The following is a 17,641-nucleotide window of genomic DNA, read 5'->3' on the forward strand; positions in this document are numbered from 1 at the left end:
GCCCCAGGCCAGCAGCCCGTTGACCTGGGTGAAGATCTGCTGGGAGATCAGCGCCTGGTCGGGCGAGCCCAGCAGTGCCGGGGTGACGTAGAAGCCGAGCGAGGTGATGAAGACGGTCAGCGCGCCGCTGAGCACCAGGAGGATCTCCTGGGAGTCGCCATGGGTGTAGGCGTCGTCGCCGGTGGAGGCTCCTGGGTCGAACTCGCCCGCGTACACCTCCAGATGGCTGAGCGGGCGCTGCGAGATGAGGAACTTCCGGCTGCCCGGGGCGGTGTGCAGGATCGGCCGGTCGGCCCGCCGCACCACCCTCGGACCGGGCGCGCTGTCCTGGTCGAACAGATCGGCCACGGTGAGGCCGAGCGCCGCGGCGATCCGCCGGAGCATGCCGATGGAGGAGTTCACCTGCCCGCGTTCCAGCTGGCTGAGGAACCCGGGGCTGGCCTGGGCCGCCTCTCCCAGGGCACGCAGCGACATCCGCCGCATCATCCGGTACTCCCGGATACGGGCACCCAGAGCCGCGTCGGCGGCGGCGTCGGCGCACTCGTCGGGGAGGCCCGGCTCCATACGTTCAGTCATGAGGGAACACCTGATGCATTTTCAGCGAACACTTTGTTCGCTGACGTGGTACGGACCGTACGTTGAGGTGACCTGCCGCACAAGACCCTTCCCCCACCGTCACCGGAACGTGACCATCCGGCCGCGGCGCTAGCCGTTCCCCACGGCGTCCCGTTCGACCGGGCAGCTCATGCAGCGGGGTCCGCCCCTGCCGCGGCCCAGCTCGCTGCCGGGGATCTCGATCACCTCGATGCCCTGTTTGCGCAGGTGGGTGTTGGTGGTGGAGTTGCGCTCGTAGGCCACGACGACGCCGGGCTCGACGGCGAGGACGTTGCAGCCGTCGTCCCACTGCTCGCGCTCGGCCGCGTGCACGTCCTGGGTCGCGGTCAGGACCCGGATCTCGCTGAGCCCGAGGGCGGCGGCGATCGCGCGGTGCATGTGCTCCGGCGGATGGTCGGTGACCTTCAACTCCTTGTCCCCGGCGCCCGGTTCGATGGTGTAGGAGCGGAGCATGCCGAGGCCGGCGTACTGGGTGAAGGTGTCGCCGTCGACCATGGTCATCACGGTGTCGAGGTGCATGACGGCCCGCCGCTTGGGCATGTCGAGGGCGACGATCGTACGGGCCGACCCGGCGGCGAACAGCTTGTGCGCGAGCATCTCCACTGCCTGCGGTGTGGTCCGCTCGCTCATGCCGATGAGCACGGCGCCGTTGCCGATCACCAGCACGTCGCCGCCCTCGATGGTCGACGGATAGTCGGACTGCCCCTCGGACCAGACGTGGAACGTCTCGCCCCGGAAGAGGGGGTGGTGGCGGTAGATCGCCTCGAAGTGCACGATCTCGCGCTGCCGGGCGGGCCAGCGCATCGCGTTGATGGACACGCCGTCGTAGATCCAGGCGGAGGTGTCGCGGGTGAAGAGGTGGTTGGGCAGCGGGGGCAGCAGGAAGTCGTCCAGGTCCATGACGTGGAACCGCACGGACGTCGGCTCGGCGTGGGCGGCGAGGAACTCCCGCTTGGTCATGCCGCCGACCAGGGCCTCGACCAGCTCGCGGGCGGTCAGGGTGTCGAACACGGCCCGGAGGTGGTCGGTGGCGAGCGGCCCGTACTCCTTCTCGTCGAAGACGCGGTCCAGGACGAGCGACCGGGCCGACGGGATCTCCATCGCCTCGGTCAGCAGGTCGCCGAAGAAGTACACGGCGACTCCGCGGTCGCGCAGCACGTCGGCGAACCCGTCGTGCTCGGCGCGCGCCCGGCGCACCCACAGCACGTCGTCGAACAGGAGGGCGTCCTTGTTGCTGGGGGTGAGCCTTTTGAGCTCGAGGTCGGGCCGGTGCAGGATGACGCGGCGCAGCCGCCCGGCCTCGGAGTCGACATGGAATCCCATGCCTTCCATCCTGACCATCGGGGACCGACTTCACCCCCGGCTCGCTCGTTTCCGCGGCTCTTGTTCTCGTCCGCATGACGACAAGGAAGGCGTCGGTCCCCTTGGCCCCACAGGCCTCTTCGGCCCCACAGGCTTCACAGCCGGGGGTCGACCGGCTCCGACTCCAGCGCCAGGACGCCGAACACCGCCTCGTGCACCCGCCACAGCGGTTCGCCGTCGGCCAGGCGGGCCAGGGCCTCCAGACCGAGGGCGTACTCGCGGATCGCCAGGGAGCGCTTGTGGTGGAGGAAGCGCTGCCGCAGGCGGGCGAGGTTGTCCGGGCGGGTGTACTCGGGACCGTAGATGATCCGCAGGTACTCGCGGCCGCGGCACTTGATGCCGGGCTGCACCAGGCGGCCCTGCTCGGTGCGCACCAGCGCGCCCAGTGGCTTGACGACCATGCCCTCGCCGCCGCGCCCGGTCATCTCCAGCCACCAGTCGACGCCCGCCCGCACCGACTCCGGGTCGGCGGTGTCGACGTACAGGCGGCGGGTGGTCTGCAGCAGACCGGTGCCGTCGTGCTCGACGAGGCGGTCGATCAGCGCCAGTTGCCCGTCGTGCGGCAGGCCGGCGAGGCTGCGGCCCTGGACCGCCAGGATCTGGAACGGTGCCAGGCGGACGCCGTCCAGGCCGTCGGTGGTCCAGCAGTAGCGGCGGTAGGCGGCCGTGAACGCGGCGGCGTCGGCGGCCCTCCCGCGCTGGCGGGCGAGCAGGCCGGTGACGTCGACACCCCGGGCCGCGGCGCCCTCCAGCGCGGTCAGCGCCCCCGGGAACACCGCGCCGGAAGCCGCGCCGACCGCCGCGTACTGGGTGCGCAGCAGCCCGGAGGCCTTCAGCGACCAGGGCATCAACTCGGCGTCGAGCAGGAGCCAGTCGGTGTCGAGTTCCGTCCACAGGCCGGCGGCGGTGGCCGCCGTGCGCAGACGGTCCAGGATCTCCTCCGTGACGGCCGGGTCGTCGAAGAAGGGGCGGCCGGTGCGGGTGTAGAGCGAGCCCGTCGGTCCCGCGGAGTCGTCCACGCCGAACCGCTTGCGCGCCACCTCCGCGTCCCGGCACACCAGGGCCACCGCACGCGAGCCCATGTGCTTCTCCTCGCAGACGACCCGCGCGACCCCGTCCTCCCGGTACTGGGCGAACGCCTCCTCCGGGTGCTCCAGGAAGTGTCCGTCAGCGGCTCCGCCGCGGGCCTCCACCCTGGAGGTCGCCGTCGGCGCCATGGTGGGCGGCAGGTACGGCAGCAGCCTCGGGTCGACCGCGAAACGGCTCATGACCTCCAGGGCCGCCGCCGCGTTCTCCTCGCGGACGGAGACCCGGCCGGCCTCACGGGTCTCGACGACCCGGCGGCCGTGCACGTCACCGAGGTCCAGCGGGCGCCCGTCGTGCCCGCCGGGCGCCTCGGTGCGCAGCGGCTTCGCCGGCTCGTACCAGACCCGCTCGGCCGGTACGTCGACCAGCTCCCGCTCCGGCCAGCGCAGCGCGGTCAGCTTTCCGCCGAAGACCACGCCGGTGTCCAGGCAGATGGTGTTGTTCAGCCAGGTGGCCTCCGGGACCGGGGTGTGGCCGTAGACCACGGCCGCCCGGCCGCGGTAGTCCTCCGCCCACGGGTAGCGCACCGGCAGGCCGAACTCGTCCGTCTCCCCGGTGGTGTCGCCGTAGAGCGCGTGCGAGCGCACCCGGCCCGAGGTGCGGCCGTGGTACTTCTCCGGCAGACCGGCGTGGCTGACGACCAGCCGGCCGCCGTCGAGGACGTAGTGGCTGACGAGCCCGTCGATGAACTCCCGTACCTCCTGCCGGAACTCCTCGCTCTCGCCCTCCATCTGCGCGATGGTCTCCGCCAGGCCGTGCGTGTGCCGGACGTTCCGGCCCTTGAGGTGACGCCCGTACTTGTTCTCGTGGTTGCCCGGCACGCACAGCGCGTTTCCGGACCTGACCATGGACATCACCCGGCGCAGCACACCCGGGCTGTCGGGGCCGCGGTCGACCAGGTCGCCGACGAAGACCGCCGTACGGCCCTCGGGGTGCACGCCGTCGGTGTAGCCCAACTTGCCGAGCAGGGACTCCAGTTCGGTGGAGCAGCCGTGGATGTCGCCGATGATGTCGAAGGGACCGGCGAGGTGGGTGAGGTCGTTGAACCGCTTCTCGGTGACGACGGAGGCGTTCTCGATCTCCTCAACGCTCCGCAGGACGTGCACCTTGCGGAAGCCCTCGCGCTCCAGGTGCCGCAGGGAGCGGCGCAGTTCGCGGGTGTGCCGGCGGATCACCCGGCGCGGCATGTCGGCCCGGTCGGTGCGGGCCGCGTTGCGCTCGGCGCACACCTCCTCCGGCACGTCCAGCACGATGGCGATGGGCAGCACGTCGTGCTTCTTCGCCAGGTCGATCAACTGGCGGCGGGCGTCCTGCTGCACGCTGGTGGCGTCGACGACGGTCCGGCGGCCGGCCGCCAGGCGCTTGCCGGCGATGTAGTGGAGCACGTCGAAGGCGTCGCGGGTGGCGCTCTGGTCGTTCTCGTCGTCCGAGACGAGACCGCGGCAGAAATCGGAGGAGAGGACCTCGGTGGGCTTGAAGTGGCGGCGGGCGAAGGTGGACTTGCCCGACCCGGAGGCGCCGACGAGGACGACGAGGGAGAGGTCGGTCACGGGCAGGACGCGTCCTGTGCTGGTGGGGGTCTGTGTCTCGCTCATGCCGCTCTCTCCTCCTTCTCGTTGCCATGGTTGGCGCTGTTGGTGTTACTGGCGCTGCTGGTGTTGCTGGCGTTGTTGTCCGTGGTGGTCCTGAGGGTGAACACGGCCATCTGGGTGGGCGGTCCGACCTCGGGGTCGTCGGGACCGACGGGGCGGAACCCGACGTCGTAGCCGTGGCGTTCGGCCACGGTGTGCGCCCACTGGCCGAACTGGGCGCGGGTCCACTCGAAGCGGTGGTCGCGGTGCCGGACGTGTCCGGCGGGGAGGGTCTCCCAGCGGACGTTGTACTCGACGTTCGGGGTGGTCACGAGGACCGTGCGGGGGCGGGCCGCACCGAACACCGCGTACTCCAGGGCGGGCAGCCGGGGCAGGTCCAGGTGCTCGATCACCTCGCTGAGCACGGCGGCGTCGTAGCCCTTCAGCAGCTTGTCGGTGTAGACGAGCGAGCCCTGCCGGAGCGTGACGCGGGCGGCCTGCCGCTCCCCCATCCGGTCCAGCTTCAGCCGCCGGGCGGCGATGGTGAGGGCCCGTACGGACACGTCGACGCCGACGATCTCGGTGAAGCGCGCGTCCTTCAGCAGTTCCCCCACCAACTGGCCCTCGCCGCAGCCGAGGTCGAGCACCCGGGCGGCACCGGACTCCCGCAGGGCCGCGACGATCGCGTCCCGGCGCCGCACGGCGAGCGGTGCCGGCTTCTCCTCGGTCTCGGTCTCGGCCGCCACGGCGTTGTCGAGTTCACCGACCTCGCTGTCGTCGGCCTCGGCCAGCCGGACCAACTCCAGGCGCTCCATCGCCTGCCGGGTCAGCGACCAGCGGCGCGAGAGGTAGCGGCTGGTGATCAGCTTCTGCTCCGGGTGCTCGGGCAGCCAGCCCTCGCCGGCCCGCAGCAGCTTGTCGACCTCCTCGGCGGAGACCCAGTAGTGCTTGGCGTCGTCGAGGACGGGGAGCAGGACGTAGAGGTGGCGCAGGGCCTCGGCGAGGGTCACCGCCTCGGACTCCAGCACGAGCCGCACGTACCGCGAGTCGCCCCACTCGGGGAACTCCGCGTCCAGCGCGACCGGTTCGGCGGTGACCGTCCAGCCGAGCGGTTCGAACAGGCGCCGTACGAGACCGGGGCCGCCGCGGGCGGGGAGGGCCGGTACCTCGATACGCAACGGGCGCTTCTCGCCCGGGAGTTCGGGCCGAGCCTGGCACACCCCGCGCAGGGCGCTGGAGAACACGCTGCTCAGCGCGACGGCGAGCAGTGAGGAGGCGGCGTAGGGGCGGTCGTTGACGTACCGCGCGAGTGCCGCGTCGGGTGCGCCGCCGCGCCCCTTGCCCCTGCCCCGCCTGACCAGGGCCACCGGGTCGACCTCCAGCAGCAGCGCCGCCGTGCAGCGCTGATCGTCCGCCTCGGGGTAGAGGACGTGCGCGGTGCCGTGGGAGGTGGAGAAAGCCTGCGCCTTGTCCGGGTGCTTGTGCAGCAGGAAGCCGAGGTCGGTGGCCGGGCGCTGGGCGGTGCCGGTGGTGGTGATGGTCAGGAACATGCGGAGAGCCTCTTCGGCTGGGCGGACGACTGCGGTGCCGTGTACGCCAAAGCCCCCGAGGACGGTGCTCCTGGGGGCCGGGCAGGACGACGCCCTCACCTTCGCACAGGGGGCCGGACCGGTGCCTTCCAATATTCGCAGGCCACTTCCGCAGGGCGGGAGCGTCGTTGTCAGGAGGAAGCAGAAACAGCCGGACGTCCGGGAGGCGACGAGTGGTGGAGTGGATGCCCCGCGAGGAGTGGGTGAGGACGCAGCCGCAGGCGCTCCTCGCCGCGTGCGTGATGGTGCTGGACGGCGAGGGCCGTCTGCTGCTCCTGCGGTACGGCCCCGGTCAGCCGAGCGTCGGCCAGTGGTGGCTGCCCGGCGGGATGCTCGACCACGGCGAGGATCCCTGGGCGGCGGCCCGGCGGGAGATGCGCGAGGAGACGGGCCTCGAACTCGGGCCGCTGCCCACGCTGATCGGCGTGGACCATCGCGTGGACGTCCTCGGTACCGGCCCGGTCCTCGACTGCATCTTCCACGGCGGCACGCTCCCCGGCGGCACGCGCAGGGCCGTACGGCTGAGCCCCGAGCACGACCGGTACGGCTGGTTCGCCCTCGACGAGCTGCCCGGTCTGTCGCTCGCCGCTCGTCTGCCGACACTCACCGCGCTGCACGAGGCGGCGGTGAACGGCACGGTGGTGTGCCTGCGGGAGGGCGTCCCGTGGTGCGGATCCGCGACACCGTGAGGGCGACCGCGCGGACGCGCCGGTACCGTGGGGCGTCCGCGCGGCTACGACAGCTGCGACTGGACCTGGGAGGAGATGAGTTCCAGGTGGTCGAGGTCGGTGAGGTCGAGGATCTGGAGGTAGATCCGGCTGGAGCCGGTCTCGGCGTAGCGGCCGATCTTGTCGACGACCTCGGCCGGGGAGCCCGCCAGGCCGTTGGCCTTCAGTTCGCCGACCTCGCGGCCGATCGCGGCGGCGCGGCGGGCGACCTCCTGGTCGTCCCGGCCGACGCAGACGACGAGGGCGTTGGAGTACGTCAGGTCGTCGGGGCGGCGGCCGGCCGCCTCCGCGGCGGCCCGTACCCGGCCGAACTGCCGCGCGCTGTCCTCGATCGAGGCGAACGGGATGTTGAACTCGTCGGCGTACTGGGCGGCCAGGCGCGGTGTGCGGGTCGCGCCGTGCCCGCCGATGAGCACCGGGACCTTCGCCTGCGCGGGCTTGGGCAGTGCGGGCGAGCCGGTGAGCTCGTAGTACGTGCCGCGGAAGTCGAAGGTCTTGCCGGTCTCCGTCGCCCACAGGCCTGTGACGATGGCCAGCTGCTCCTCCAGGCGGGCGAACTTCTCCTTCGGGAAGGGGATGCCGTACGCCTTGTGCTCGTCCTCGAACCAGCCTGCTCCCAGGCCGAGTTCGACCCGGCCGCCGGACATCTGGTCGACCTGGGCGACCTGGACGGCGAGCACGCCGGGCAGCCGGAAGGTGGCGGCCGTCATCAGCGTGCCGAGGCGGATGCGCCTGGTCTCGCGGGCCAGCCCGGCGAGGGTGATCCATGCGTCGGTGGGGCCGGGCAGGCCGTCCCCCTCGCCCATGCGGAGGTAGTGGTCGGAGCGGAAGAAGGCGTCGAAGTCCAGGTCCTCGGTGGCCTTGGCCACGGCGAGCAGGGTGTCGTAGGTCGCCCCCTGCTGGGGCTCGGTGAAGATGCGGAGATCCATGGCTCCCATCCTGCCCCGTCAGCCCGCCTCCCGCTCCGGCAGCGCCTCCTCCCGCGCCGCCAGCTTCCGCAGCATCTCGCGGACCCGGTCCCTCGACTCGTCGGCGGCGTCGATCGCCTCCATGCACTGCCAGTACGTCGTCTCGTCGGGAGCCGCGCTCGCGACGCCGACGAGGGCGATACCGGCCTCGCCGAGCAGCACGTCCAGACACAGCAACGCCTGGTGGGCGTCGTCCAGTTCGGTGAGCCGGGCCGCCCGTAAGTCCCCGGGATCGAGGTCCGGCACGTCCAGCACCCCGCAACCTCGGCCCGCCAGCTCCGTCAACCCCAGTGCCTCGCCCCGCAGTTCGGGCGGTCCGGAGACCGCCAGCCGACTGCCGACCGCCTGCGCCAGGGCCTGCGCCTGCCACACCTCGGCCAGGATGACGGAAGTCTCCCCGCTCCCCGCCAGGGCACGTCTGCTCGCCAGGATGAGCCGCACCGCGTCCATGCGCTGCCCCTGTCTCTCGACGTGCTTCCTCGCACGTCCGCCCGAACTCCGTTGTTCACTACCCAGAGTGAGGGCAGGTGGGGCGAAAAGCCAGAGGAAGACGGAAATCTGCGGACAACAAATCGGTTTCGGTAGAGTGAATCACTACGGAAAGTGACAACGGAGGGTTTCACTCCTCCAACGGGAACCGCCGCTCGTTCCGGTCGATCTTCGCCTCCAGGGCCGTCAGCGGGTCCACTCCGAGCACCTCGCACAGTTGCAGCAGATACGCGAGGACGTCCGCGATCTCGTCCCGCACGCGGTGCGCGGTGTCGGGGTCGGCCATGACGCGGGCCGACTCCTCCGGGGTCAGCCACTGGAAGATCTCGACGAGTTCGGACGCCTCCACGCTGAGCGCGGCGACCAGGTTCTTCGGGGTGTGGTACGGCTGCCAGTGGCGGGCCGCGGCGAACTCGGCCAGTCGCCGCTGCAGCGCGGCCAGGTCGGGGCGCTCGGAGTGCTCGGTCACGGCACCAGGTCTACCACCGGCGCCCGGCCCGCGGCTCACCCGCCCGTGGCCGCCGCGCTCTCCATGAGCCCGCTCACCTCGGTGCCGGGCGGCGTGAGCAGGAACACGTTGCGGTCGACGCGGTGCATCCCGCTGCCCAGGCCGAAGACGACCCCGGTGCTGAAGTCCAGGACCCGCTTGGCCACCTCGTTCTCCGCGCCGGTGAGGTCGAGCAGGACCGGGACGCCCGCCATCAGGGTCTCGGCGACCTCACGGGCGTCCGCGAACACGTTCACCCTGAGGACGACGAAGCGGCGGCGCCTCTCCGTCTCCGCCTCCGGCGGCGCGCGGTGGTCCACGGCGGACGGCCAGGCGTCGCGGCCCCGCAACGGGACGACCTGGGCGAGCCCCTCCCACTGTTCATCGGTGACGTCGCGCCTGTTCACCGGCTCCCCCTGTCCTGTCTCGCGTTCCTCGCCTGCACCACCAATTCTTACGCCACGTCACCCGTTCGGCCCAACAACGACACGGTGCGCGACGGCAGGGGCCGAGCTTGTCCGAAAGCGATGCGGAAACGGCATGAAGGGAACACCCGTGGCGCGGCTGTCATGGGCCGCCGCGCCACGGGTGGGTTTCCGGGTGCCCGGAGGGACTAGCCCGTACTGCAGGAGACCGTGGGCCAGGTCCAGTTGCCGTTGTGCTGGATGGTCACGCCCCAGTTGTTGCCACTGCCGTTGGGCTTCGCGGTCAGCACCTGGGAACTGGGATAGCTCGCGCTGACGTTCCAGGTCGCGATGACCTTCGCCGGGGACGGGACGTTCATCGTCACCGTCCAGCTGCTGGAACCGCTGACCGAGACGTTGAGGTTGTACCGGTCGCTCCACTGCTGACCGGCGGACAGCGTCGCGGTGCAGCCGTTCGAACCGCCACCACCGCCACCACCGCCGCCCGAACCGGAGTCGCCCACGGTGATGTTGGAGTTCCCACTGCTCTGGTAGCCCTCGGTCGCCATGATCATGTAGTTGAAGGCGCCCATGTTCATGCCGTTGCGGGCCCAGGCGTCGAAGTGGTTGCCGGTGGTGATGGTGCCGCCGGTCCGCTTGGACTGCCGGACGCTCCAGTACTGCTTGAAGGTCTTGATGCCTTCGATGGAGGGGGCGTTGACGCGGGTCGTCTCGTAGATGTCGTACGTACCGCCGTCGCTGGTGACCGTTCCCTTGTACGTTCCCGTGGGCCGGTAGGTGCCCCAGTTGTCGACGACGTAGTACTCGACGAGCGGGTTGGTCGTCCATCCGTACAGGGCCAGGTAGGCGTTGCCGGACGGGTTGAAGCTGCCCGAGTAGTTCACGCTGCGGCGCCCGCCGGTGCTCCATCCCTTGCCGGCGACGAAGTTCCCGGTGTTGCTCCACGAGGTGCTGTAGGTGCCGCCGGAGCCCATGTTCATGGAGACGGTGCCCTGGCTGTCGGTCCAGAACGAGTAGTAGTAGCCGTTGTTGGTGCCGGTCTGGTTCGTGGTGACGACCGTGTCGGCCCTGGCCGTGCCGGGCAGCGTCATCGCCGCGAGGGCGGCCAGCGCGACGGCGCAGACACTCCTGATGAGCAGCGTGAAGCGACCGCTTCCGCGGTCCTTCGCCTGGACGAGCACATTCATGTCCGTGCGTCCTCCTCGTGAGGGCTGGTGGGGGGCGAGCAGCACGACGGAACCCGGCGGGCTCGACGTCGCGCATCGCATCGCAGTGTTGAGCTGACCCCGTCAAGTGTCAACAGTTTCGGTAAGAGTTTCGAAACGTTCGCCTCGCCTTGCAGACCCCGAAAAATCCGAATTCACAGCTCAGCAGCTATACCGACCCCAACGACATTCGCCGGCCACCGGACGAGCGGGCATCAAGATCAGACAATGGCCATACATCATCGAAACTTTCGGAGACACAGTCGGCGAGACGAAGTAGTTAAAGTCTTCGAGGTTCAACCAGAAATCCGAATCGATGTCAGACAGGGAGGCAGCCATGGGGGCTGCACGCATGAGCAGAACACCGCTGCCAGGTATAGGGGTGCGCTACGACCTGACCACACGGGAGCGGCGCCGTCTGTCGGTCGTGGCCCACCGGGACGGTTCACGGACCCTCAGCGCGTACCGGGACGACGACCCGGACGCCTGCGCCCTGTCGGTACGGCTGACCTCGTGGGAGGCGGAGACCCTCATCGACGCGCTGGCGCCGACGCACCGCAGCCCCAACCTGCTGTCGACCACCGAGCTGGGACTCGTGGCGGAGCGGATCGAGCTGGCGGCGACGTCCCACTGGAACGGGCGGCTGCTGGGCGACACCCGGATGCGTACGGAGACCGGTGTGTCGATCGTGGCCGTGCTCCGCCTGGCCGAGGCGATCCCCTCCCCCGGCCCGGACTTCCGCCTGGCCGGCGGTGACACGCTGATCGTCATCGGCACGCGCGAGGGCGTCGACGCCGCCGCCGCGATCCTCGGGCGGGAGTGAGTCTATGCATTCCTCCGCAATCTTTCTGATCGAGTTCGGCGCGATCATCCTCGCGCTGGGGCTGCTGGGCCGGGTCGCCGGGCGGTTGCAGTTCTCGCCGATCCCGCTGTACCTGCTGGCCGGGCTGGCCTTCGGCAAAGGAGGGCTGCTGCCGCTGGGCGCCAGCGAGGAGTTCGTGGCGATCGGCGCCGAGATAGGCGTCATCCTGCTGCTGCTCATGCTCGGCCTGGAGTACTCGGCCAGCGATCTGGTCTCCAACCTCAAGACCCAGTACCCGGCCGGTCTCGTGGACGCGGTGCTCAACGCGACGCCCGGAGCCGTACTGGCGCTGCTCATGGGCTGGGGACCGGTCGCGGCCACGGTGCTCGCCGGAGTCACCTGGGTCTCGTCCTCCGGGGTGATCGCCAAAGTGCTCGGCGACCTGGGGCGACTGGGCAACCGCGAGACGCCGGTCATCCTGAGCATCCTGGTCCTCGAGGACCTGTCGATGGCGGTCTACCTGCCGATCATCACCGCCCTGCTCGCCGGGACCGGTCTCGCGGCGGGCAGCATCACCCTGGCCATCGCCCTGAGCGTCGCCGGACTGGTCCTGTTCCTGGCCGTGCGCTACGGCGGCCACATCTCCCGCTTCGTCTCCAGCGACGACCCCGAGAGGCTGCTGCTGGTGGTGCTGGGCCTGACCCTGCTGGTCGCCGGTCTCGCCCAGCAGCTGCAGGTCTCCGCCGCCGTCGGCGCCTTCCTGGTCGGCATCGCCCTGTCCGGCGAGGTCGCCGAGAGCGCGCACAACCTGCTCACCCCCCTGCGGGACCTGTTCGCCGCGATGTTCTTCGTCTTCTTCGGGCTGCACACCAACGCCGCGGACATCCCGCCCGTCCTGCTGCCCGCCCTCGCCCTGGCGATCGTCACCACCCTGACGAAGACGGCCACCGGCTACTGGGCCGCGAAACGGGCCGGGATCTCGGTCAGGGGCCGCTGGCGGGCCGGCGGCACCCTCGTCGCCCGCGGCGAGTTCTCCATCGTCATCGCCGGACTCGCCGTCACCGCCGGCATCGAACCCTCCCTCGGCCCGTTGGCCACCGCGTACGTGCTGATCCTGGTCATCGCCGGCCCGCTCACCGCCCGCTACACCGAGCCGATCGCCCGGCGCCTCACCGGCCACCGGGACATCGCCCCCGTGAACCTGGCCGCGGCCCAGGAGCCGCCGGTCATCATGACGCCGGGCACGGGCGCGGTGGACGACCAGGACCGGTCCGGCCGCTGAGCTCCCTCCTCGCCCCGGCGGCGGGCAGGAAGAGGCGAAGGGGAACGGGTACGGTTGTCTCGTTCGCGGAGAATGCGCAGAGTGCTCCGAAAGGTCGTCTCACCGTCTGACGGGCAGGGCTCCGGAAGCCGCTGATCGGCCTGCCCGTCGACCGGCACCGGAAGTCCGCCTCCGGTGCGCCACCGGAGGAACGGCGACGATGAACACCATCGCAACCCCACCAGGAACAACACCGACGCGACAGAACCCGCCGGCAGCATCGACGACCCCCTCGACCAGTGGACCGACACCACCCCGTGACACCGGACACGGGTCCCGTACAGGCCTGTACGGGACGGGTGAGGCGCGTCAGCTCCTGCTGCCGCGCAGGGGCACCTCGTCGAGGTCGTCGCCCACGACCACCCGCCCGCTGAAACCTTTCTGCGCCCGCTTGCGCCACGAGGCGGCCGACACCAGCTTCTTGTCCGCGGGCACGATGTGGCTGAGCACCAGCGTGCCGACCCCGCAGCGCTCGGCCAGCGGCCCGATGTCCTTGACGTCGGTGTGCGAGACCTTCAGGTGGTCCAGCAGCGGGGCGGGAATGCCGAAGTCGCGGTAGGCGTCGAGGTCGATGACCTCGTGGACGAGGATGTCCGCTCCACGGGCGAGGCGCACGATGTTGTCGCTGAGCGAGGTGTCCCCCGAGAAGACCACCGAGCCCTTCGGCGTGTCGAAGCGGTAGGCGAAGGAGGGGAAGACGGGACCGTGCGGCACCAGGACCGCGGTCACCCGCACCGTGCCGTCGTCCATGACCAGGAACGGCTTCATGTCGGGAGCGGTCTTCTTCAGCGGGTCGGCGCCGACGTCGGGCAGGTCGATCTCGTGCACGCGGACCAGATCCCGTACGTCCGGAACACCGGAGTCGCGCATGAAGATGTTGGTGCTGTAGGCGAACGCCTCGATCTGCTTGTCCGTGAGCACCTTCAGACCGGGGGTCGGGTCCTTCGGAGCGACCGTCGGGGCCTCGCCACCGCCGAACTTCGGGGGCAGCGCACCGGCGGGGCCGGGCCCGTAGACGTCGATGGCCTCGACGATTCCGTCGTCGCTGTCGTTCACACCGAAGCCGGCCAGGAGCAGGAAGTTGTGGTAGTCGGCGATGTGGTCGGCGTGCAGGTGCGTGATGAAGACGGACTTCAGGTCCTTGTACTTCAGCCCGGCGCGCCCGTACTGGGTGACCGCGGAACGGCCGCAGTCCACCATGTAGACGCGGTCGCCGACGACCAGCGCCGAGGCGATGCCCGTACGGTCGATCTCCGGGGGCGGGCCGCCGGCGGTGCCCAGCAGGACGACCCGGTCACCCCTGTTCGCCGCTCGGGCACTGATCGCGGACACCGCCGCGGGGGTGGCGGCGGCCTTCGCGGGCCCCGCGCAGCCGGTCAGCACCGCGCCGATGCCGCCGACCGCCGCAACTGCCGCCGAGGCACCGAGGAAGCGGCGCCGGGAGGCGGCGGCGAGGTCGCCGTGCCCGTCGGAGCAGCAGGGCGCCGCGCCGGGCGGCAGAGCGCCGGACTGCGGTGCGAGGTCCTGTGAACGTGATGCCATGCGACGACTCCCGGTGATCAAGGACGCCCCGCGGGACTTGAACGAACGACGGGTGCGGAGCGGCCGAAGTGACGGCACCCCACATCGTTTGATCCCATACGATCTCGGGGTGGCGAAACGGTACGACGTCGACAGCGGTGGCACAAGGGGTGGACGCGTCACAAAGCGCTCGCGAGCGGGGAGCGCCGAGCGCCCCGGTTACGGCGGTCATGGTGAGCCCCGGCGTGACGACGGTTGCCCGCGGCCCCGGACGCCGGACCGTCCGGCCGGAGGGACGGGCCGTCCTGGGCCACGAGCGTCGCTACGGCTGTCTCCGGGAGCTCGCATCGATCGTGCGCGTCAGGCCGCTGCGCCGCCTTCGTCCTCCAGGCAGCGGCGCAGCCGGTCGAGGCCGCGCCGGGTGTGGCTCTTGACCGTGCCGAGCGGCCAGCCGGTGATCCGGGCGATCTGCGCCTGGGTCAGGTCCTCGTAGTAGGCGAGATGCAGCACGTGCCGCTGAGCCGTGCTGAGCTGCCGCAGGGCCCTGCCGACGACCAGCCGGTCCAGCACGGTTTCGGGCTCGCCGGCGCCGACGTGCCCCTGCGCCGGAAGCCGTTCGGCCGCCATCGCGGCCAGCTGGGCGCGGCGTGCCCGGGCGGCCAGGGCGTCGGCCACCTTGCGCCGGGTGATCCCGACGAGCCAGGCCGCCGGTGTTCCCCGCTCCGGCGCGTACCCGTGCCGTCCGCGCCAGGCGTCGGCGAACACCTGCTGGGTCACGTCGTCCGCGTCCCGCGCGTCCCCGAGTGCCTGCCGGGCCAGCCCGTGGACCAGCCCGCCCCACCGGCGGTGGAGCGCCGCCCAGGCGGCGTCGTCCGCGGACGGCGCGGGGTGGGCGGGTCCGGACTCGATGGCATCGATGGCGGTGACGGCGTTCGGGACGGCCTGGATGCGGTCCATGACCACGTCTCTCCTCCTGAGGAAGGTGTGCGCTCAGCGTGCGTCGGAGGAGGAGGCCGAAACAACTTGCATCGATATAGCATCGGATTGTCTGTTCGGAAGGGCGAAAGAGCCGAAGAGCCATGAGGACGGCGGGACGTGAGGACGTGAACGACGAGACGGCGGTGGCCGGGCTGACCACGGGCGCGGTGGCCCGGCGGCTGGGGGTCTCCCCGACGACCCTGCGTTCCTGGGACCGCCGCTACGGCCTGGGCCCCGCCCTGCGGTCGCAGGGGCGTCACCGGCGCTGGAGTCCGCGGGACGTGGCGATGGTCGAGGAGATGTGCCGGCTGACGGCGGCGGGCGCTCCCCCGGCCGAGGCGGCCCGCGTCGCCCGCCTCACGCACGGCGGGGCCCCGCCCTCCACCACCTCGGCCGGCTCGTCCGACCGGCAGCCGGCACCCCTGGCGTCCCTGGCGCCCCCGGTGGCCGTGGGGCCCGCCCGCCGCGGCGGTGCCGGTGGCGGACTGCCGCTCGGCGACGTGCGCCAGGAGTGCCGGGGGCTGGCCCGGGCCGCGGTGCGGCTGGACGCGCCGGAGCTGGAGAGCCGTCTGCTGGACGCGGTCAGGCAGCACGGGCTGACCGTGGCCTGGGAGGAGGTGATGGTGCCGACGCTGCGCGCGGTGGGCCGCAAGTGGGAGTCCTCCGGCGACCGTTACGTGGAGGTGGAGCACCTGCTGTCCTGGCAGGTCTCCACCGCCCTGCGCCGTGCGCCGCTGGTGCTGCCGCCGCGCCCGGCGGTGCCCTCGGGCGCCGAGCCGGTGGTGCTGGCCTGCGTGCCCGGGGAACAGCACTCCCTGCCGCTGGAGGCGCTCGACGCGGCACTGGGCGAGCTCGGCCTGCCGACGCGGATGCTGGGCGCCGCGGTACCGGTGGAGGCGCTGCTGGCCTGTGTCCGGCGCACCGGCCCGGCCGCCGTCGTGCTGTGGGCGCAGACCCGCTCGACGGCGTCGCCGCCGCTCGCCCGGCACGTCGCGGGCCTGCAGTGGGGACCGGTGGGCGCCCGCAGACGGCCCGTCGTCCTGCCGGCGGGCCCGGGCTGGGACCGGCGGTCGGCCGGCGGCTTCCCGCGGTGCGCCGGCCTGCGGGACGCCGTCGAGACGCTGAGCGGCCTGTACGGCGCGGACGGCGCGGACGGCGCGGACGGCGCCCTGCGCCAACCGCCGCGCCAGGGCTGAATCCGCCGTACGCCACGGAGCTGCGGGGCTGCGGGACCGACACGCCTGAGCAGGCCACCCACCGCGTCGGCATGAGCACCCGGACGCGCTGTGCGCCCCGTGGCCCGCGGCCCGCGCAAGGCCGTCGGCGCCGCGTACGCTTCCCGCCTCGCCGAGACCGGGCCTCCGCACATCCCGCACGTCCCGTACGGCCCGCACGGCCTGTACGCCCCGCATATCCCGCATATCCCGCATGCCCGCACGGCCCGCACGGCCCGTACATCCCGCACACCAGCCCCGGCGGTCTCCTCAGCCCGGGAAGCGTCCCGTGGAACGCAGGGCCCAGCGCCGTTCGGCGTAGGCCAGGTCGTCGCGCCACAGGCGGCCCGCGGCGTACCGGATCGCCGGGCGCAGCAGGGGGGCGGCGCGTCGGGCCACGGTGAACCCGGGCCGTTCGGAGGTGGCCACGACGGCCTCCACCACCGCGGTGCGCGGCCTGCCCAGGGCGTCGCGTCCCAGTGGTGTCGCGTGGGTCTCCACGACGGAGCCCTCGCCCTCGCCGTCGGTGATCCGCATGACGACGGTGCGCGGTCCGGGGGCGGTGAACACCGCGCGGACGGGGACGACGAACCGCCCGGCGACCTTGAAGGAGACGTCGACCGTGAAGGCGTCCTCCTCCTCGCGCGGGCCGGGGGTGTCCACGACGGTGAGGTCGACGAAGGAGTACGGGTGGAACCAGGCCCCGTGCCAGGGGTCGAGGCGGTTGGCGACCACGTCGTCCGGCTCGCAGACGCCGGTCCCGGTGTACACGGCCGCCAGCGCGCCGGCCGCGGCGGGACGGGCCGGCACCGGTGGCCGGCCGGTGGGCTCCTCGCCTCCGGCGTCGTCCAGCCGCACCCACAGCAGCACCCCGTCGTCGTGGGCGGGCCAGGGCTCCCACCCGGCGGACGGCGTTCCGTCCAGGGCGAGCCCGTGCCAGTGGCACACCAGGGTGCCGCAGCGCACCGGGCTGTCCCGCAGGGGTGCGCCCAGGTGGGGGCAGACGCCGGGCCCGGCGACGGGGCGGCCCCGCGCGTCGCGCCAGAGCACCACCTCGTGGCCGTCGACGGTACGGGCCAGCGGCCGGTCCGGGCGCAGGTCGCGGGAGGCGCCGACGACGTACCAGTTGCCGCTCGGCCGGGCCTGCGCCCGCTTGAGCGCGCCGGCGATCAGCGCGGGCCGGGCCGCGCGCCACGTGGGGCGCTGGCGCTCCCAGGCGACGGGGGCGCGACGCAGGCGCAGGGGGAGGCGTCCGCGCCCCCGTCGCCTGGGAGCGCCAG

General features: G+C 71.9%; 16 protein-coding genes. 4 read left to right on the forward strand and 12 right to left on the reverse strand.

Going from position 1 to position 17,641, the window contains the following annotated elements:
* From C1I97_RS13650 to C1I97_RS13665, 4 genes are all read right to left on the reverse strand, one after another.
* Positions 1-576 (reverse strand): XRE family transcriptional regulator (locus tag C1I97_RS13650; RefSeq protein ID WP_146608213.1); only part of this gene is annotated, 576 nt, incomplete at its 3' end.
* A 129-nt stretch (positions 577-705) separates the two neighbouring features.
* A complete protein-coding gene (locus tag C1I97_RS13655) occupies positions 706-1,938 on the reverse strand; it encodes an arginine deiminase (protein WP_111003482.1) in 1,233 nt (410 codons plus the stop codon).
* Between the two features lie 134 nt (positions 1,939-2,072).
* Positions 2,073-4,658, reverse strand: coding sequence for a polynucleotide kinase-phosphatase (locus C1I97_RS13660; protein ID WP_111003483.1), 2,586 nt, complete (start codon positions 4,656-4,658; stop codon positions 2,073-2,075).
* Entirely contained in the window at positions 4,655-6,184 is a 1,530-nt protein-coding gene (locus tag C1I97_RS13665) for a 3' terminal RNA ribose 2'-O-methyltransferase Hen1 (RefSeq protein ID WP_111003484.1), read from the reverse strand. Before C1I97_RS13665 ends, C1I97_RS13660 begins: the two co-directional genes overlap by 4 nt.
* A gap of 224 nt (positions 6,185-6,408) precedes the next feature.
* Between C1I97_RS13665 and C1I97_RS13670 the strand changes: the two genes are divergently transcribed.
* Positions 6,409-6,912 (forward strand): NUDIX hydrolase, encoded by a 504-nt coding sequence (locus C1I97_RS13670; protein WP_111003492.1) that lies wholly within the window; start codon positions 6,409-6,411, stop codon positions 6,910-6,912.
* A gap of 44 nt (positions 6,913-6,956) precedes the next feature.
* Here C1I97_RS13670 and C1I97_RS13675 read toward each other — a convergent pair whose 3' ends face one another.
* From C1I97_RS13675 to C1I97_RS13695, 5 genes are all read right to left on the reverse strand, one after another.
* Positions 6,957-7,880 carry an LLM class F420-dependent oxidoreductase gene (locus tag C1I97_RS13675; protein WP_111003485.1) on the reverse strand — a complete coding sequence of 308 codons (924 nt, stop codon included), beginning with the start codon at positions 7,878-7,880 and terminating at the stop codon, positions 6,957-6,959.
* 18 nt (positions 7,881-7,898) lie between these two features.
* The gene (locus tag C1I97_RS13680; RefSeq protein ID WP_111003486.1) at positions 7,899-8,369 is read right to left on the reverse strand and encodes a DUF6099 family protein; all 471 of its coding nucleotides are present in this window, start codon (positions 8,367-8,369) and stop codon (positions 7,899-7,901) included.
* A 169-nt stretch (positions 8,370-8,538) separates the two neighbouring features.
* Positions 8,539-8,877, reverse strand: coding sequence for a nucleotide pyrophosphohydrolase (locus C1I97_RS13685; RefSeq protein WP_111003487.1), 339 nt, complete (start codon positions 8,875-8,877; stop codon positions 8,539-8,541).
* A 35-nt stretch (positions 8,878-8,912) separates the two neighbouring features.
* Positions 8,913-9,302 (reverse strand): cell division protein SepF, encoded by a 390-nt coding sequence (locus tag C1I97_RS13690; protein ID WP_111003488.1) that lies wholly within the window; start codon positions 9,300-9,302, stop codon positions 8,913-8,915.
* Positions 9,303-9,508: 206 nt separating this feature from the next.
* Complete coding sequence (locus tag C1I97_RS13695) at positions 9,509-10,507, reverse strand: glycoside hydrolase family 11 protein (RefSeq protein WP_111003489.1); 999 nt, start codon at positions 10,505-10,507, stop codon at positions 9,509-9,511.
* A 355-nt stretch (positions 10,508-10,862) separates the two neighbouring features.
* Between C1I97_RS13695 and C1I97_RS13700 the strand changes: the two genes are divergently transcribed.
* Together C1I97_RS13700 and C1I97_RS13705 are read left to right on the forward strand one after the other, a co-directional pair.
* Positions 10,863-11,348: a cation:proton antiporter regulatory subunit gene (locus C1I97_RS13700; protein WP_073949023.1), complete on the forward strand. Its 486-nt coding sequence runs from the start codon at positions 10,863-10,865 to the stop codon at positions 11,346-11,348.
* 4 nt (positions 11,349-11,352) lie between these two features.
* Positions 11,353-12,609, forward strand: coding sequence for a cation:proton antiporter (locus C1I97_RS13705; RefSeq protein WP_258382557.1), 1,257 nt, complete (start codon positions 11,353-11,355; stop codon positions 12,607-12,609).
* Positions 12,610-12,957: 348 nt separating this feature from the next.
* Here C1I97_RS13705 and C1I97_RS13710 read toward each other — a convergent pair whose 3' ends face one another.
* On the reverse strand, positions 12,958-14,190 hold the full coding sequence (locus tag C1I97_RS13710) for an MBL fold metallo-hydrolase (RefSeq protein ID WP_111003490.1): 1,233 nt from the start codon (positions 14,188-14,190) through the stop codon (positions 12,958-12,960).
* Positions 14,191-14,529: 339 nt separating this feature from the next.
* The gene (locus tag C1I97_RS13715) at positions 14,530-15,126 is read right to left on the reverse strand and encodes an RNA polymerase sigma factor (protein WP_111003493.1); all 597 of its coding nucleotides are present in this window, start codon (positions 15,124-15,126) and stop codon (positions 14,530-14,532) included.
* A 122-nt stretch (positions 15,127-15,248) separates the two neighbouring features.
* On the opposite strand from C1I97_RS13715, the gene C1I97_RS13720 reads away from it, so the two are divergent.
* Positions 15,249-16,343 (forward strand): MerR family transcriptional regulator, encoded by a 1,095-nt coding sequence (locus tag C1I97_RS13720; protein ID WP_111003491.1) that lies wholly within the window; start codon positions 15,249-15,251, stop codon positions 16,341-16,343.
* Positions 16,344-16,631: 288 nt separating this feature from the next.
* Here C1I97_RS13720 and C1I97_RS13725 read toward each other — a convergent pair whose 3' ends face one another.
* Entirely contained in the window at positions 16,632-17,603 is a 972-nt protein-coding gene (locus C1I97_RS13725; protein WP_111003494.1) for a DUF5914 domain-containing protein, read from the reverse strand.
* Positions 17,604-17,641 lie beyond the last annotated feature (38 nt).

It is taken from the genome of Streptomyces sp. NTH33, from assembly GCF_003236365.1.
GTDB lineage: Bacteria > Actinomycetota > Actinomycetes > Streptomycetales > Streptomycetaceae > Streptomyces.

Bases quoted from the DNA above. Each gene is read 5' to 3' on its own strand.
- C1I97_RS13710 (WP_111003490.1), bottom strand. From the start codon at position 14,190: ATGGCATCACGTTCACAGGACCTCGCACCGCAGTCCGGCGCTCTGCCG.
- C1I97_RS13660 (WP_111003483.1), bottom strand. From the start codon at position 4,658: ATGAGCGAGACACAGACCCCCACCAGCACAGGACGCGTCCTGCCCGTG.
- C1I97_RS13680 (WP_111003486.1), bottom strand. From the start codon at position 8,369: ATGGACGCGGTGCGGCTCATCCTGGCGAGCAGACGTGCCCTGGCGGGG.
- C1I97_RS13700 (WP_073949023.1), top strand. From the start codon at position 10,863: ATGGGGGCTGCACGCATGAGCAGAACACCGCTGCCAGGTATAGGGGTG.
- C1I97_RS13715 (WP_111003493.1), bottom strand. From the start codon at position 15,126: ATGGACCGCATCCAGGCCGTCCCGAACGCCGTCACCGCCATCGATGCC.
- C1I97_RS13670 (WP_111003492.1), top strand. From the start codon at position 6,409: ATGCCCCGCGAGGAGTGGGTGAGGACGCAGCCGCAGGCGCTCCTCGCC.
- C1I97_RS13695 (WP_111003489.1), bottom strand. From the start codon at position 10,507: ATGAATGTGCTCGTCCAGGCGAAGGACCGCGGAAGCGGTCGCTTCACG.
- C1I97_RS13655 (WP_111003482.1), bottom strand. From the start codon at position 1,938: ATGGGATTCCATGTCGACTCCGAGGCCGGGCGGCTGCGCCGCGTCATC.
- C1I97_RS13665 (WP_111003484.1), bottom strand. From the start codon at position 6,184: ATGTTCCTGACCATCACCACCACCGGCACCGCCCAGCGCCCGGCCACC.
- C1I97_RS13705 (WP_258382557.1), top strand. From the start codon at position 11,353: ATGCATTCCTCCGCAATCTTTCTGATCGAGTTCGGCGCGATCATCCTC.
- C1I97_RS13720 (WP_111003491.1), top strand. From the start codon at position 15,249: ATGAGGACGGCGGGACGTGAGGACGTGAACGACGAGACGGCGGTGGCC.
- C1I97_RS13675 (WP_111003485.1), bottom strand. From the start codon at position 7,880: ATGGATCTCCGCATCTTCACCGAGCCCCAGCAGGGGGCGACCTACGAC.